Below are 14,048 nucleotides of genomic sequence, written 5' to 3' on the forward strand. Positions count from 1 at the left end.
CCGCGCGGCGCGTCCGAGCAGAGAAGGCTGCCTGAAATTGGCGAACATGATGAATCGACGTGTCCCGAAGCGAAATGAAGGTCGGTCATGACAGCGGCACGGATCACCGTCAACGGAAAAGAAGCGCCGATCGCACCGGCCGCGCCCCACACCACGGTCCTCGACTTCCTGCGCGAGCGCGGCCTGACCGGCACGAAGGAGGGCTGTGCCGAGGGCGAGTGCGGCGCCTGTTCGGTCCTGGTGGCCCGCCCCGGGGTGAACAAGCCGACCGACTGGGTTCCGGTCAACGCCTGTCTGGTTCCGGTCGCCGCGCTCGACGGCCAGGAGGTCGTCACCTCCGAGGGACTCGCCACCGTCGAGGCGCCGGGCACGGCGCCGGTCCTGCACCCGGTGCAGGAGGAGATGGCGGTCCGCGGCGGCTCCCAGTGCGGCTACTGCACGCCGGGGTTCGTCTGCAGCATGGCGGGCGAGTACTACCGGCCCGACCGCTGCGCGGCCGCGGACTGTGGTGCGGGTGCTGGTGCGGGTGCGGGCGAGGGGGCCGAGGCCGGTGACGCCGAGCACGGCCCGAACGGCTTCGACCTGCACGCGCTCAGCGGCAACCTGTGCCGCTGCACCGGCTACCGGCCGATCCGCGACGCCGCCTTCGCCGTCGGCGCGCCCGCCGACGAGGACCCGCTGGCCCGTCGCCGCGACCAGGCCCCGCCCGCGCCGGTCGCCACCGACTACCGCCAGGACGACCGCGCCTTCGTCCGCAGGAACACCCTGGCCGAGACGCTGCGGCTGCTGCGCGAGCGGCCCGACGCCGTGGTGGTCGCCGGAAGCACCGACTGGGGCGTCGAGGTCAACATCCGCTCGCGCCGGGCGGATTGCGTGGTCGCCGTCGACCGGCTGCCCGAACTGCGGGACCTGCGCGTCGAGTCCGACCACATCGAGATCGGGGCGGCGCTGACCCTCACCGAGATCGAACGCCGCCTCGACGGCACCGTCCCGCTGCTGGCGGAGCTGTTCCCGCAGTTCGCGTCCCGGCTCATCCGCAACGGCGCGACCCTGGGCGGCAACCTGGGGACCGGCTCGCCCATCGGCGACAGCCCGCCGGTGCTGCTCGCGCTGGAGGCGTCGCTCGTGCTCGCCGACGCCGACGGGGAGCGCGTGGTCCCGCTGGCCGAGTACTTCACCGGCTACCGGCAGAGCGTGCGCCGCCCCGGCGAGCTGATCCGCGCGGTCCGTCTGCCGCTGCCGCTGTCGCCGGTCACCGCTTTCCACAAGATCGCCAAGCGGCGCTTCGACGACATCTCCAGCGTGGCGGTCGCCTTCGCGCTCGACGTCGAGGGCGGCACCGTCCGCAAGGCGCGCATCGGCCTGGGCGGCGTGGCCGCCACCCCGGTCCGCGCGCTCGCCACCGAGGCCGCCCTGGAGGGCCGGCCGTGGACCGCCGAGACCGCCGGGGCCGCGGCCGAGGTGCTGCGGGGCGAGGGCACGCCGATGAGCGACCACCGCGCCAGCGCCGGCTACCGCTCCGCGATGCTCGGCCAGTCCCTGCTGAAGCTGTACGCACAGACCACCGAGGCGGTGCCGTCATGAGCCACCTGTCCGAGCGTCCCGAGAAGCCCGTCGTCGGCGTCTCGATGCCGCACGAGAGCGCCGTCCAGCACGTCACCGGCACCGCGCTGTACACCGACGACCTGGTGCAGCGCACCAAGGACGTCCTGCACGCCTACCCGGTCCAGGTCATGAAGGCCCGCGGCCGGGTCACCGCGGTGCGCACCGGCGCCGCCCTCGCCGTGCCCGGCGTGGTGCGCGTCCTGACCGGCGCGGACGTCCCCGGCGTCAACGACGCCGGCATGAAGCACGACGAGCCGCTCTTCCCCGACGAGGTCATGTTCCACGGCCACGCGGTCGCCTGGGTGCTCGGCGAGACGCTGGAGGCGGCCCGGCTCGGCGCGGAGGCCGTCGAGGTGGACCTCGACGAACTGCCCTCCCTGATCACCCTCCAGGACGCCATCGCGGCCGACAGCTACCACGGCGCGCGCCCCGTGATGACGCACGGCGACGTCGACGCGGGCTTCGCCGACTCCGCGCACGTGTTCACCGGCGAGTTCCAGTTCTCCGGGCAGGAGCACTTCTACCTGGAGACCCACGCGGCGCTCGCCCAGGTGGACGAGAACGGGCAGGTGTTCATCCAGAGCAGCACCCAGCACCCCTCCGAGACCCAGGAGATCGTCGCGCACGTGCTCGGGGTGCCCGCCCACGAGGTGACCGTGCAGTGCCTGCGGATGGGCGGCGGCTTCGGCGGCAAGGAGATGCAGCCGCACGGCTTCGCGGCCGTCGCCGCGCTCGGCGCCAAGCTGACCGGCCGTCCGGTGCGGTTCCGGCTCAACCGGACCCAGGACCTGACCATGTCCGGCAAGCGGCACGGGTTCCACGCCACCTGGCGGATCGGCTTCGACGCCGAGGGCCGCATCCAGGCCCTCGACGCCACGCTGACCGCGGACGGCGGCTGGAGCCTGGACCTGTCCGAGCCGGTCCTGGCCCGGGCGCTGTGCCACATCGACAACACGTACTGGATCCCCAACGCCCGCGTCGCCGGCCGCATCGCCAGGACCAACACGGTCTCCAACACCGCCTTCCGCGGCTTCGGCGGACCCCAGGGCATGCTGGTGATCGAGGACATCCTGGGCCGCTGCGCGCCGCAGCTCGGCCTGGACCCGCGGGAGCTGCGGGAACGCAACTTCTACCGGCCGGACCAGGGCCAGACCACCCCGTACGGGCAGCCGGTCACCCAGCCCGAGCGAATCACCGCCGCCTGGCAGCAGGTCCTGGACGAGGCGCACTTCACCGACCGCGAGCGCGAGATCGCCGCGTACAACGCCGCGCACCCGCACACCAAGCGGGCCCTGGCGATCACCGGCGTGAAGTTCGGCATCTCGTTTAACCTCACCGCCTTCAACCAGGGCGGCGCGCTGGTGCTGATCTACAAGGACGGCTCCGTCCTGATCAACCACGGCGGCACCGAGATGGGCCAGGGCCTGCACACCAAGATGCTCCAGGTGGCCGCGACCACGCTGGGCATCCCGCTGCACAAGGTGCGCCTCGCCCCCACCCGCACCGACAAGGTCCCCAACACCTCCGCCACCGCGGCCAGTTCCGGCGCCGACCTCAACGGCGGCGCGGTGAAGAACGCCTGCGAGCAACTGCGCGCACGGCTGCTGCAGGTGGCCGCGAGCCGGCTGGGGTCCAACGCCTCCGACGTACGCATCGTGGACGGCGTCGCGCGCAGCCTGGGCAGCGATGAGGAGCTGGCCTGGGACGACCTCGTGCGCACCGCGTACTTCCAGCGGGTCCAGCTCTCCGCGGCCGGTTACTACCGGACCGAGGGTCTCCACTGGGACGCGCGTGCGTTCCGGGGGTCGCCGTTCAAGTACTTCGCCATCGGCGCCGCCGCGACCGAGGTCGAGGTGGACGGCTTCACCGGCGCCTACCGGATCCGGCGGGTCGACATCGTCCACGACGTGGGCGACAGCCTCTCCCCGATGATCGACATCGGTCAGATCGAGGGCGGCTTCGTGCAGGGCGCGGGCTGGCTGACACTGGAGGACCTGCGCTGGGACACCGGCGACGGCCCCCACCGCGGCCGGCTGCTCACCCAGGCGGCCAGCACGTACAAGCTGCCGAGCTTCTCGGAGATGCCCGAGGAGTTCAACGTCACCCTGCTGGAGAACGCCACGGAAGAGGGCGCCGTCTTCGGGTCCAAGGCGGTGGGCGAGCCCCCGCTGATGCTGGCCTTCTCGGTGCGCGAGGCGCTGCGGCAGGCGGCGGCCGAGTTCGGGCCGAAGGGCACCGGCGTCGAGCTGGCCTCGCCCGCGACGCCGGAGGCGGTGTACTGGGCGATCGAGTCGGCGCGGCAGGGCGGCACCGCCGGGAACGGCGGCGTCCGCGGCGCGGCGGTCTCCGACGGCGGCAGGGCCCGCTCCGGTGCGAAAGCGCTGAGCGGTGCCTGACATGACCTGGGTCGCCGCGGTCGCGCGGTTGCGGGCACGCCGGGAGTCCGGCGTGCTGGTGACCGTCGCGACCGTGCGCGGCCACGCCCCGCGCGACGCCGGTGCCAAGCTCGTCGTCGGACACACCGGGACGTGGGGCTCGATCGGCGGCGGCAACGTGGAGGCGGTGGCGGTCGACCGGGCCCGGGAGATGATCGCCGCGGCCGCGGCGGAACCGGAGCTGCTCGACTTCGCCCTGAACGACAAGGTGACCAACCGGCACGGCGTGCAGTGCTGCGGGGGCACCGTCTCCGTGCTGCTCGAACCGCTGCCGGTGGTCCGGGCGGTGGCGGTCTTCGGCGTCGGCCACGTGGGTCTCGAACTGGCGCGCATCCTGGCCCGCCAGGACATCGACCTCCACCTCGTCGACAACCGCGCCGACATGCTCACCGAGGAGCGCCTGGGCGTGCTCGGGGACGCGGTGGCGCAGGTGCACACGCACCACACGCCCCTGCTGCCCGAGGAAGTGCTCGCGCGGCTGCCGCGCGGCACGCACGTCCTGATCATGACGCACGACCACGCCGAGGACGCCGCCCTGTGCGACGCGGCCCTGCGCACGGATCACCTGGGGTCCATCGGTCTGATCGGGTCGGCCGCCAAGTGGGCGCGGTTCCGCAAGCGTCTGGCCACCGAGGGCGGCCACGAGGAAGCCGCCATCGACCGGATCAAGACGCCGATCGGGCTGGCCGGCATCACCGGAAAGGAGCCCGCGACCATAGCCGTCAGCGTCGCGGCCGACCTGCTGCGCACCTTCGAGGCCGAGGGGAACTGACACCACCCGGGCCGGCGGGGGCCTTTGTGGGAATCTACGAAGCGTCGGTCGCAGCCTGCTCGTAGTTCATGTCTTCGGACCCTGGCCGGGCGTCGCCGACGACCTGTCTACTGCTCCTACGCATCCTCCCCGCGCAGTACACCGGCCCGCACGCCGCCCTCCCTCACGCCGCATGCCCAAGAAGGAGCACGCATGACGACCGACACCCTCGAGACCGGTATCCGCGAGTTCGAGCGCGCCTGGATGGAGAAGGCCATCGAACTGGCCACCACCAGCGTCCAGAACGGCGGCGGCCCCTTCGGTGCACTCATCGCCAGGGGCGGCGAGATCGTCGCCCTCGGCAACAACCAGGTCACCGCCGGCCTCGACCCCACCGCGCACGCCGAGGTCAGCGCCATCCGAGCCGCCTGCAAGACGCTGGGCTCCTTCAGCCTGGAGGGCTGCACCCTCGTCACGTCCTGCGAGCCCTGTCCGATGTGCCTCTCCTCGGCCCTGTGGGCCCGCGTCGACCGCCTGGTCTTCTCCGCCGACCGCCACGACGCGGCCGTGGCCGGCTTCGACGACCGCAAGTTCTACGACCTGTTCGAGAAGCGGCCCCAGGCGAACTGGCCGATGACCGTGGAGCACCTCGACCTGCCCCACCGCACCCAGCCGTTCGACGCCTGGATCGCCAAGTCCGACCGCGTCGACTACTGAGAACGAGCCTCCCCGCGGTACCGGCTGCCCCGTCCGTGCGCCCCTCCCACCGTGGCGCACGTGGCGGGGCAGTACCGTCGCCGGCTGCCCCGAAGGACGGAAGCCCCGCGCAACGTCACCAGGGCGGGTTCCGTGTTCGCCACGACCTGCTCCGGCTTCTCCCGGAGCAGGAGGCACTCACTCAGGAGCGCGGGCACCTGGTCGGGCGGCACCTCCAAGTCCCTCTCGGCCAGGTCCGGGAGAAGGACGGCTCCGAGCGAACGCACCACCGGCGACCCCCACACGCGTGTGCGCCGGTTCTCGAAGCCGGCGGACTCGTCACGGTCGTCCGGCGCGTCGAGTATGCGTCTCCTTCCGTCCGCGTCCACCACGAGGACGTGCACCGTGAGGCTCGTGCGCCGAGTGGAGCACACGGGCGAGCGGGCGGGCCACGGGACATCCGCGCCGCCCCTGTGGCGCACGGACGGGGCGGAGGGGATGTGCGCGAGGATGGAGGCATGCCGAACCGACTTGCGCAGGCCACGTCCCCGTACCTCCTCCAGCACGCGGACAACCCCGTCGACTGGTGGCCCTGGGAGGCCGAGGCGTTCGAGGAAGCCCGTCGGCGCGACGTCCCGGTCCTGCTGAGCGTCGGCTACAGCGCGTGCCACTGGTGCCACGTCATGGCGCACGAGTCCTTCGAGGACGGACCCACCGCCGAGTACCTCAACGCGCACTTCGTGAGCGTCAAGGTCGACCGCGAGGAGCGCCCCGACGTCGACGCCGTCTACATGGAGGCCGTGCAGGCGGCCACCGGGCAGGGCGGCTGGCCCATGACCGTGTTCCTCACCCCGGACGCCGAGCCGTTCTACTTCGGCACCTACTTCCCGCCCGAGCCCCGGCACGGCATGCCCTCCTTCCGCCAGGTGCTCCAGGGCGTCCAGCAGGCCTGGGCGGAGCGGCGCGACGAGGTGAGCGAGGTCGCCGGGAAGATCGTGCGGGACCTCGCCGGGCGGGAGATCTCCTACGGCGACGCCGAGGCGCCCGGCGAGGAGCAGCTCGGGCAGGCGCTGCTCGGCCTGACCCGGGAGTACGACGCGCAGCGGGGCGGGTTCGGCGGGGCGCCGAAGTTCCCGCCGTCCATGGCGATCGAGTTCCTGCTGCGCCACCACGCCCGCACCGGCGCCGAGGGCGCGCTGCAGATGGCGCGGGACACCTGTGAACGCATGGCCCGCGGCGGCATCTACGACCAGCTCGGCGGCGGCTTCGCCCGCTACTCCGTGGACCGCGAGTGGACCGTGCCCCACTTCGAGAAGATGCTTTACGACAACGCCCTGCTGTGCCGGGTCTACACCCACCTCTGGCGTGCCACCGGCTCGGACCTCGCGCGCCGGGTCGCCCTGGAGACCGCCGACTTCATGGTGCGGGAACTGCGCACCCCGGAGGGCGGGTTCGCCTCCGCGCTGGACGCCGACAGCGACGACGGCACGGGCCGGCACGTCGAGGGCGCCTACTACGTGTGGACGCCCGCCCAGCTCACCGGGGTCCTCGGCGCCGAGGACGCGGAACTGGCCGCGCAGTACTTCGGGGTGACCGAGGAGGGCACCTTCGAGCACGGCGCCTCGGTCCTGCAACTGCCGCAGCAGGAGGGCGTCTTCGACGCGGACCGGATCGCGTCGGTCAGGCAGCGGCTGCTGGCCGCCCGGGAGGGCCGCCCCGCGCCCGGCCGGGACGACAAGGTGGTCGCCGCCTGGAACGGCCTGGCCGTCGCCGCGCTCGCCGAGACCGGCGCCTGCTTCGAGCGTCCCGACCTGGTCGAGGCCGCCGTGGCCGCCGCCGACCTGCTGGTCCGCGTGCACCTCGACGAGCAGGTCCGGCTCACCCGCACCAGCAAGGACGGCCGGCCGGGGACCAACGACGGGGTGCTGGAGGACTACGCCGACGTGGCCGAGGGTTTCCTCGCGCTGGCGTCGGTGACGGGGGAGGGCGTCTGGCTGGACTTCGCCGGCTTCCTGCTCGACCACGTCCTCACCCGCTTCACGGACGAGTCCGGCTCGCTGTACGACACCGCGGCCGACGCCGAGCGGTTGATCCGCCGCCCGCAGGACCCCACCGACAACGCCACCCCGTCCGGCTGGAGCGCCGCCGCGGCCGCCCTGCTGACCTACGCCGCCCACACCGGCTCCGCCCCGCACCGCACCGCCGCCGAGCACGCCCTGGGCGTGGTGAAGGCGCTCGGCCCGCGCGTCCCGCGCTTCGTCGGCTGGGGCCTGGCCGCCGCCGAGGCGCTGCTCGACGGCCCGCGCGAAGTCGCCGTCGTCGCACCGGCGCCCGCCGACCCCGCCGCCCGCGGGCTGCACCGCACGGCGCTGCTGTCCACGGCGCCCGGCGCGGTCGTGGCCTTCGGCCCCGAGGGCGACGACGAGTTCCCGCTGCTCGCCGACCGGCCCCTGGTGAACGGGGCGGCGGCCGCCTACGTCTGCCGGAACTTCACCTGCGACGCGCCGACCACCGACCCGGGGCGGCTGCGGGCCGCGCTGGGCGACTGAGGCGGAGCGCGAGCACGTCACCTCCGGCTAGGCAGGGGCCGTCACGTCGGGCCCGGCGGGGCCGGTGCCACGACGCCCGAGGGCGGTCGCGGCCCGGAAGCGGACCCGCGGGGCGCCGCCGGGGCAGGAGCGCTCAACCGCCCTGAGCGCTCCTGCTCACGGCGCGCTCCACGATCGCCTCCAACTGCTCGTGGTGCGCGCCCCGCCAGTAGGCGCGACCGCACGCGGTGCACTGGGCGAAGACGTCGTACGAGCGCTGCGTCCCGCCCTTGAGCTGCTGTGCCACCTCGTCCTTGGTGGCGGACCGCAGCAGTCCGTTGCAGGCGGTGCACCGGGTCCACGGGTGCAGGTCGGGGCGGAAGCGGTCCAGGACCTCCTGGAGCTGTTCGTCGGGGCGGGTGCTGTAGACGTAGGCGCCGGCCCACAGCTCGCGGCGGCGCAGCAGGCCCCGGTCGCGGCTGAGCATGACCCGCTTGTCGGCCGCCGACAGCGCCGCGAGCGCCGGGTCGCCGGGATCCGCCGACTCGTACGCCGTGTCCACGCCGAGCAGCCGCAGCCGGCGGGCCAGGGTGCCCAGGTGCACGTCGAGCAGGAACCGCAGGGGAGCGCCGGGGACGCGCTGGGGGTGCCCGACGGGCCGGACGCGCACCGACTCGCCGCCCGCCGGGACGTGCCCGGGCGGGACCTCGACGCCGTCGACGAGCAGGGCGCCGACCTCGGTGAGCGGAACGCCGAGGGACTCGACGAGGTGGCCGAGGGTGGAGACCCCGTCGGTGGCCGCGCGGACGGCGCCGCCGGAGCGGGCGCGCGGGACGAACAGGTGCAGTTCGGGGGCGAACTCGACGTGGATATCGGGACCGTTCACCAGGTCAGGATGCCACGGGGGCCGCGCCCGGGCCCGGCCCTTTTCCGTGCGTGCGGGCGCCTAGTAGGCGACCAGCGAGATGCCCACGTAGTGCGCGATGAAGGCGGCCAGCGTGAAGGAGTGGAAGACCTCGTGGAAGCCGAACCAGCGCGGTGACGGGTTGGGGCGCTTGAGGCCGTAGATCACTCCGCCCGCGCTGTAGAGCACGCCGCCGACGATCACCAGGACCAGCACGGCGATGCCCCCGGCCCGCATGAACTCCGGCAGGTAGAACACGGCCGCCCAGCCCATGGCGAGGTAGCAGGGGGTGTAGAGCCAGCGTGGGGCGCCGACCCAGAAGACCCGGAAGACGATGCCGGCCGCGGCGGCGGCCCAGATGCCCCACAGCAGCCACTCGCCCTTGGCACCGGGCAGCAGCAGCATCGTGAGCGGGGTGTAGGTGCCCGCGATGATCAGGAAGATGTTCGCGTGGTCGAGACGGCGCAGGACGCCGTCCATGCGGGGGCTCCAGTTGCCCCGGTGGTACAGCGCGCTGACGCCGAACAGCAGGCACGCCGTCAGTACGTAGACACCGCAGGCTATGCGGGCCTCGGGCGACTCGGCGAGGGCGGTGAGCACCAGACCGGCGATCAGGACGGCGGGGAACATGCCCAGGTGCAGCCAGCCGCGCAGCTTGGGCTTCACGGGGTGCGGGAGGGAGCGCGCGACAGGGCCGCGGCCGGCGGCCGGCGAGTCCTTGGGCGCGGCGGGGACGGACGCAGTCATGGCCGCATCGTACCTACGGTTCCGTAAGTTACGCATCAGTACGGGCGCCTGCCGTCCGGCGAGTGGTCATCGTCTCACGGGGACCCGGCGGGCGCACCCCCGGTTCGGGCACGTGGCGATGCTCACGCCGCTCAAGTGTGACGCCCTCTGGACAGATGGGCGCTCGCGTCGGATGATCAAATGAGTGCGGTCGACACCGGATGAGCGCCCACGAGGCACACGTCACGCGTCCGGGTCGCAGCCCCCACGGGGCCTCCAACAAAAAACCCCTCATTTAGGAGCAATCGTGGCGCGCGACATCGCGGCTCCCCCCGTCCCCACCCACCACCAGGAACTGATCTCGTGGGTCAACGAGATCGCCGAACTGACCCAGCCGGACTCCGTGGTCTGGTGCGACGGATCCGAGGCCGAGTACGAGCGCCTGTGCGGGGAGCTCGTCGAGAAGGGCACCTTCCGCAAACTCGACCCGATCAAGCGCCCCAACTCCTACTACGCGGCCTCCGACCCCTCCGACGTCGCCCGCGTCGAGGACCGGACCTTCATCTGTTCCGCGAAGGAGGAGGACGCCGGCCCGACCAACCACTGGAAGGACCCCGCCGAGATGCGGGAGATCTTCACCGGTGAGCAGGGCCTGTTCCGCGGTGCGATGCGCGGCCGGACCATGTACGTCGTGCCCTTCTGCATGGGCCCCCTCGGCTCCCCGCTCTCCGCGCTCGGCGTCGAGATCACCGACTCCGCCTACGTCGCCGCCTCCATGCGCACCATGACCCGCATGGGGCAGGCCGTCCTGGACGAGCTGGGCGACGAGGGCTTCTTCGTCAAGGCCGTGCACTCCGTCGGCGCCCCGCTGGAGCCCGGCCAGGCGGACGTCCCCTGGCCCTGCAGCAGCACCAAGTACATCTCGCACTTCCCCGAGGACCGCGAGATCTGGTCCTACGGCTCCGGCTACGGCGGCAACGCCCTGCTCGGCAAGAAGTGCTACGCCCTGCGCATCGCCTCCGTCATGGCCCGCGACGAGGGCTGGCTCGCCGAGCACATGCTGGTGCTGAAGCTGACGCCGCCCACCGGCGAGCCCAAGTACGTCGCCGCCGCCTTCCCCTCGGCCTGCGGCAAGACCAACCTCGCCATGCTGGAGCCCACCATCTCCGGCTGGACCGTGGAGACCATCGGCGACGACATCGCCTGGATGCGCTTCGGCGAGGACGGCCGCCTGTACGCCATCAACCCCGAGGCCGGCTTCTTCGGCGTCGCGCCCGGCACGGGTGAGCACACCAACGCCAACGCGATGAAGACCCTGTGGGGCAACTCCGTCTTCACCAACGTCGCCCTCACCGACGACGGCGACGTGTGGTGGGAGGGCATGACCGAGGAGATCCCGGCCCACCTGACCGACTGGAAGGGCAACGACTGGACCCCCGAGTCCGGCACCCCCGCCGCGCACCCCAACGCCCGCTTCACCACGCCCGCCGCGCAGTGCCCGATCATCGCGCCGGAGTGGGAGGACCCCAAGGGCGTGCCGATCTCGGCGATCCTCTTCGGCGGGCGCCGCGCCACCGCCGTACCGCTGGTCACCGAGTCCTTCGACTGGAACCACGGCGTCTTCCTCGGCGCCAACGTGGCCTCCGAGAAGACCGCCGCCGCCGAGGGCAAGGTCGGCGAGCTGCGCCGCGACCCCTTCGCCATGCTGCCGTTCTGCGGCTACAACATGGGCGACTACATGGGGCACTGGATCGACGTGGCCAAGGACAAGGACCAGTCCAAGCTGCCGAAGATCTACTACGTCAACTGGTTCCGCAAGGACGACGACGGCCGGTTCGTGTGGCCCGGCTTCGGTGAGAACGGCCGCGTCCTGAAGTGGATCGTGGAGCGCCTGGAGGGCCGGGCGGACGGCGTCGAGACCCCGATCGGCGTGCTGCCGACCAAGGAGTCCCTGGACACCGACGGCCTCGACCTCGCCGACGCCGACCTGGAGTTCCTGCTCAGCGTGGACAAGGAGGTCTGGCGCGAGGAGGCGGCACTCGTCCCCGAGCACCTGAACACCTTCGGCGACCACACGCCCACCGAGCTGTGGGACCAGTACCGGGCCCTGGTGCAGCGCCTGGGCTGATCACCGTCCCCACCCCAAGCTCCGTGGCCGGTCCGGCTAGCCCTGACCCGCGAAGTCGTCACGAAGGCCGGCCACGAGGGGGGTCTCCCCGCGCTCCAGTAGCTCGATGTCCCGGAGCGGGGGGAGACCCGTTCGGGCCGGGTCCCCGCACAAAGGCGTGCGACGGACCCGGCCCTTCGACGTCTCGACCCCGGTCGTACGTGCGCCCCGAGGGGGAGCGGGGCCGTGTCGCTGTGCGGCTCCGCCGCGTGGGCGCGAGAACCGCCCGCGACGGAGAGCCGCCGATGGGCGAGATCGCCCGAGGGTGCCGATGCGCGGTGCCGTCCAGCCCCCGTGCGGTGAGCGGCACCCGGCCCGCGCGTCGCTGCGGGTGCGCGCGGGCCGGGGCCGTAGGGGGAGCCCGGAGGGCTCAGCGGGACGCGAGTTCGCGCGGCTCCAGGGCCGCCGCGTGCGCGTCCATGCGCTCGGCGGTCAGGATGGCGGCCGCCGTGTCGGCGCGGGAGGCCGCGACGACCAGGGCGCGGGCCGCCAGCTTGTGCGCCCGCCGGTGCAGGGCCGCGGGGCACGGCTTCGGGTCGGCGGCGGCCACCTGCAGCCGGACCGGCGCCTGGCCTCCCCGCAGCCGGGCGACCTGCTCGGCGAGCCGGTCGGCGGCGGTGTCCAGGCCGGTGCCGGGCTCCAGCGCGTGCAGCTCGTCCGTGACGGCGAGCAGGGCCGCGAGGTGGCCCGCGAGCTGGATGTCCAGCTCCTCGTCCCGCGACCGGTGGGGAAAGTCCGTGGTGCTGCCGGCCATCGTGCTGTGGACCGACTTGCTGCGGATCGGCTCGTACATGGGATGGCCTCCTGTTGCTTCAGGAAGTCATCCTACATTAGATCCAATCTAAAGTTGACGCCGTTCAGGGCATACGCCGGAGTCCCGGTGGAGCGGGGGCTCAGGGCTGGCCGTACCCGTCCAGGAAGTTCCCGATCCGGTCCACCGCCTCGCGCAGGTCCGCGGCCGTCGGCAGGGTCACCACCCGGAAGTGATCGGGCTCGGGCCAGTTGAAGCCGGTGCCCTGGACGACCATGATCTTCTCCTGGCGCAGCAGGTCCAGGACCATCCGGCGGTCGTCCTTGATCTTGAAGACCTTGGGATCGAGCCGTGGGAAGAGGTACAGCGCGCCCTTCGGCTTCACGCAGGTCACGCCCGGGATGCTGGTCAGCGCCTCGTGGGCGGCGTCCCGCTGCTCGCGCAGCCGTCCGCCGGGCAGGACCAGCTCGTTGATGGTCTGCCGCCCGCTGAGCGCCGCGACCACGCCGTGCTGCCCCGGCATGTTGGCGCACAGCCGCATGTTCGCCAGGACCGTCAGACCCTCGATGTAGGACTCGGCGTGGGCGCGCGGCCCGGAGATCGACATCCAGCCGACGCGGTAGCCGGCCACCCGGTACGCCTTCGACATGCCGTTGAAGGTGAGGGTGAGCAGGTCGGGGGCGATCGCGGCGGTCGGGGTGTGCGTGGCGTCGTCGTAGAGGATCTTGTCGTAGATCTCGTCGGAGCAGACCAGCAGGTTGTGCCGGCGGGCGATGTCCGTCAGCCCGCGCAGCATCGCGTCGTCGTAGACGGCGCCCGTCGGGTTGTTCGGGTTGATGATCACCAGCGCCTTGGTGCGGTCGGTGATCTTCCGCTCGACGTCGGCGAGGTCGGGCATCCAGTCGGACTGCTCGTCGCAGCGGTAGTGCACCGCCGTACCGCCGGAGAGCGAGACGGCGGCCGTCCACAGGGGGTAGTCGGGGGCCGGGACCAGCACCTCGTCGCCGTCGTCGAGCAGGCCCTGCATCGCCATCACGATCAGCTCGGAGACGCCGTTGCCGATGAAGACGTGCTCGACGTCCGTCTCGACGCCGAGGGTCTGGTTGTGCATGACGACCGCACGGCGCGCCGCCAGCAGGCCTTTCGCGTCGCCGTAGCCGTGTGCCGTGGAGACGTTGCGGAGGATGTCCTCCAGGATCTCCGGCGGGCACTCGAAGCCGAACGCGGCCGGGTTGCCCGTGTTCAGCTTCAGGATGCGGTGTCCGGCCGCTTCCAGCCGCATCGCCTCCTCGAGCACCGGGCCCCGGATCTCGTAACAGACGTTGGCGAGCTTGGTCGACTGGATCACCTGCATGTCCGCGAGCTTACGACCCGGTTACGACCCATGGGCCGTGTTTTCCACCACGTGAGACGCGCGCGTCCGGGTGGTCGCCGCCGCCTCCGGGCGTGCTCCGGGGGCCGGATCGCGCCAACTGGCGGCCGGTT

The 14,048-nt window shown here is 72.5% G+C and carries 10 protein-coding genes; 6 read left to right on the forward strand and 4 right to left on the reverse strand.

Annotated features, from left to right (window positions below):
* Positions 1-87 precede the first annotated feature (87 nt).
* The 5 genes from Sdi02f_RS09485 to Sdi02f_RS09510 all read left to right on the forward strand — a co-directional run bounded on the left by Sdi02f_RS09485 (position 88) and on the right by Sdi02f_RS09510 (position 8,036).
* Positions 88-1,584 carry a xanthine dehydrogenase small subunit gene (locus Sdi02f_RS09485; RefSeq protein WP_031184804.1) on the forward strand — a complete coding sequence of 499 codons (1,497 nt, stop codon included), beginning with the start codon at positions 88-90 and terminating at the stop codon, positions 1,582-1,584.
* Positions 1,581-4,001 carry a xanthine dehydrogenase molybdopterin binding subunit gene (gene xdhB, locus Sdi02f_RS09490; RefSeq protein WP_108933074.1) on the forward strand — a complete coding sequence of 807 codons (2,421 nt, stop codon included), beginning with the start codon at positions 1,581-1,583 and terminating at the stop codon, positions 3,999-4,001. Before Sdi02f_RS09485 ends, xdhB begins: the two co-directional genes overlap by 4 nt.
* A gap of 1 nt (position 4,002) precedes the next feature.
* A complete protein-coding gene (gene xdhC, locus Sdi02f_RS09495; RefSeq protein WP_031086459.1) occupies positions 4,003-4,812 on the forward strand; it encodes a xanthine dehydrogenase accessory protein XdhC in 810 nt (269 codons plus the stop codon).
* A 192-nt stretch (positions 4,813-5,004) separates the two neighbouring features.
* Positions 5,005-5,508 (forward strand): nucleoside deaminase, encoded by a 504-nt coding sequence (locus tag Sdi02f_RS09500; RefSeq protein WP_031086460.1) that lies wholly within the window; start codon positions 5,005-5,007, stop codon positions 5,506-5,508.
* Positions 5,509-6,005: 497 nt separating this feature from the next.
* Positions 6,006-8,036, forward strand: coding sequence for a thioredoxin domain-containing protein (locus Sdi02f_RS09510; RefSeq protein ID WP_167458147.1), 2,031 nt, complete (start codon positions 6,006-6,008; stop codon positions 8,034-8,036).
* 133 nt (positions 8,037-8,169) lie between these two features.
* Here the strand turns inward: Sdi02f_RS09510 and Sdi02f_RS09515 are convergent, their stop codons facing one another.
* Together Sdi02f_RS09515 and trhA are read right to left on the reverse strand one after the other, a co-directional pair.
* Positions 8,170-8,901, reverse strand: coding sequence for a Mut7-C RNAse domain-containing protein (locus tag Sdi02f_RS09515; protein ID WP_030400855.1), 732 nt, complete (start codon positions 8,899-8,901; stop codon positions 8,170-8,172).
* A gap of 60 nt (positions 8,902-8,961) precedes the next feature.
* Positions 8,962-9,666 (reverse strand): PAQR family membrane homeostasis protein TrhA, encoded by a 705-nt coding sequence (gene trhA, locus Sdi02f_RS09520; RefSeq protein WP_031184802.1) that lies wholly within the window; start codon positions 9,664-9,666, stop codon positions 8,962-8,964.
* A 286-nt stretch (positions 9,667-9,952) separates the two neighbouring features.
* Between trhA and Sdi02f_RS09525 the strand changes: the two genes are divergently transcribed.
* Positions 9,953-11,773 carry a phosphoenolpyruvate carboxykinase (GTP) gene (locus Sdi02f_RS09525; RefSeq protein WP_030400853.1) on the forward strand — a complete coding sequence of 607 codons (1,821 nt, stop codon included), beginning with the start codon at positions 9,953-9,955 and terminating at the stop codon, positions 11,771-11,773.
* Between the two features lie 409 nt (positions 11,774-12,182).
* Here Sdi02f_RS09525 and Sdi02f_RS09530 read toward each other — a convergent pair whose 3' ends face one another.
* On the reverse strand, positions 12,183-12,605 hold the full coding sequence (locus Sdi02f_RS09530) for an SCO4983 family protein (RefSeq protein ID WP_031086463.1): 423 nt from the start codon (positions 12,603-12,605) through the stop codon (positions 12,183-12,185).
* 100 nt (positions 12,606-12,705) lie between these two features.
* Positions 12,706-13,917, reverse strand: a complete 1,212-nt coding sequence (locus tag Sdi02f_RS09535) for a pyridoxal phosphate-dependent aminotransferase (protein WP_030400851.1) — start codon at positions 13,915-13,917, stop codon at positions 12,706-12,708.
* Positions 13,918-14,048: the final 131 nt, after the last annotated feature.

Origin of the sequence: Streptomyces ardesiacus, from assembly GCF_003112575.1 — a bacterium.
GTDB lineage: Bacteria > Actinomycetota > Actinomycetes > Streptomycetales > Streptomycetaceae > Streptomyces > Streptomyces ardesiacus.

Bases quoted from the DNA above. Each gene is read 5' to 3' on its own strand.
- Sdi02f_RS09485 (WP_031184804.1), top strand. From the start codon at position 88: ATGACAGCGGCACGGATCACCGTCAACGGAAAAGAAGCGCCGATCGCA.
- xdhB (WP_108933074.1), top strand. From the start codon at position 1,581: ATGAGCCACCTGTCCGAGCGTCCCGAGAAGCCCGTCGTCGGCGTCTCG.
- xdhC (WP_031086459.1), top strand. From the start codon at position 4,003: ATGACCTGGGTCGCCGCGGTCGCGCGGTTGCGGGCACGCCGGGAGTCC.
- Sdi02f_RS09500 (WP_031086460.1), top strand. From the start codon at position 5,005: ATGACGACCGACACCCTCGAGACCGGTATCCGCGAGTTCGAGCGCGCC.
- Sdi02f_RS09510 (WP_167458147.1), top strand. From the start codon at position 6,006: ATGCCGAACCGACTTGCGCAGGCCACGTCCCCGTACCTCCTCCAGCAC.
- trhA (WP_031184802.1), bottom strand. From the start codon at position 9,666: ATGACTGCGTCCGTCCCCGCCGCGCCCAAGGACTCGCCGGCCGCCGGC.
- Sdi02f_RS09530 (WP_031086463.1), bottom strand. From the start codon at position 12,605: ATGTACGAGCCGATCCGCAGCAAGTCGGTCCACAGCACGATGGCCGGC.
- Sdi02f_RS09535 (WP_030400851.1), bottom strand. From the start codon at position 13,917: ATGCAGGTGATCCAGTCGACCAAGCTCGCCAACGTCTGTTACGAGATC.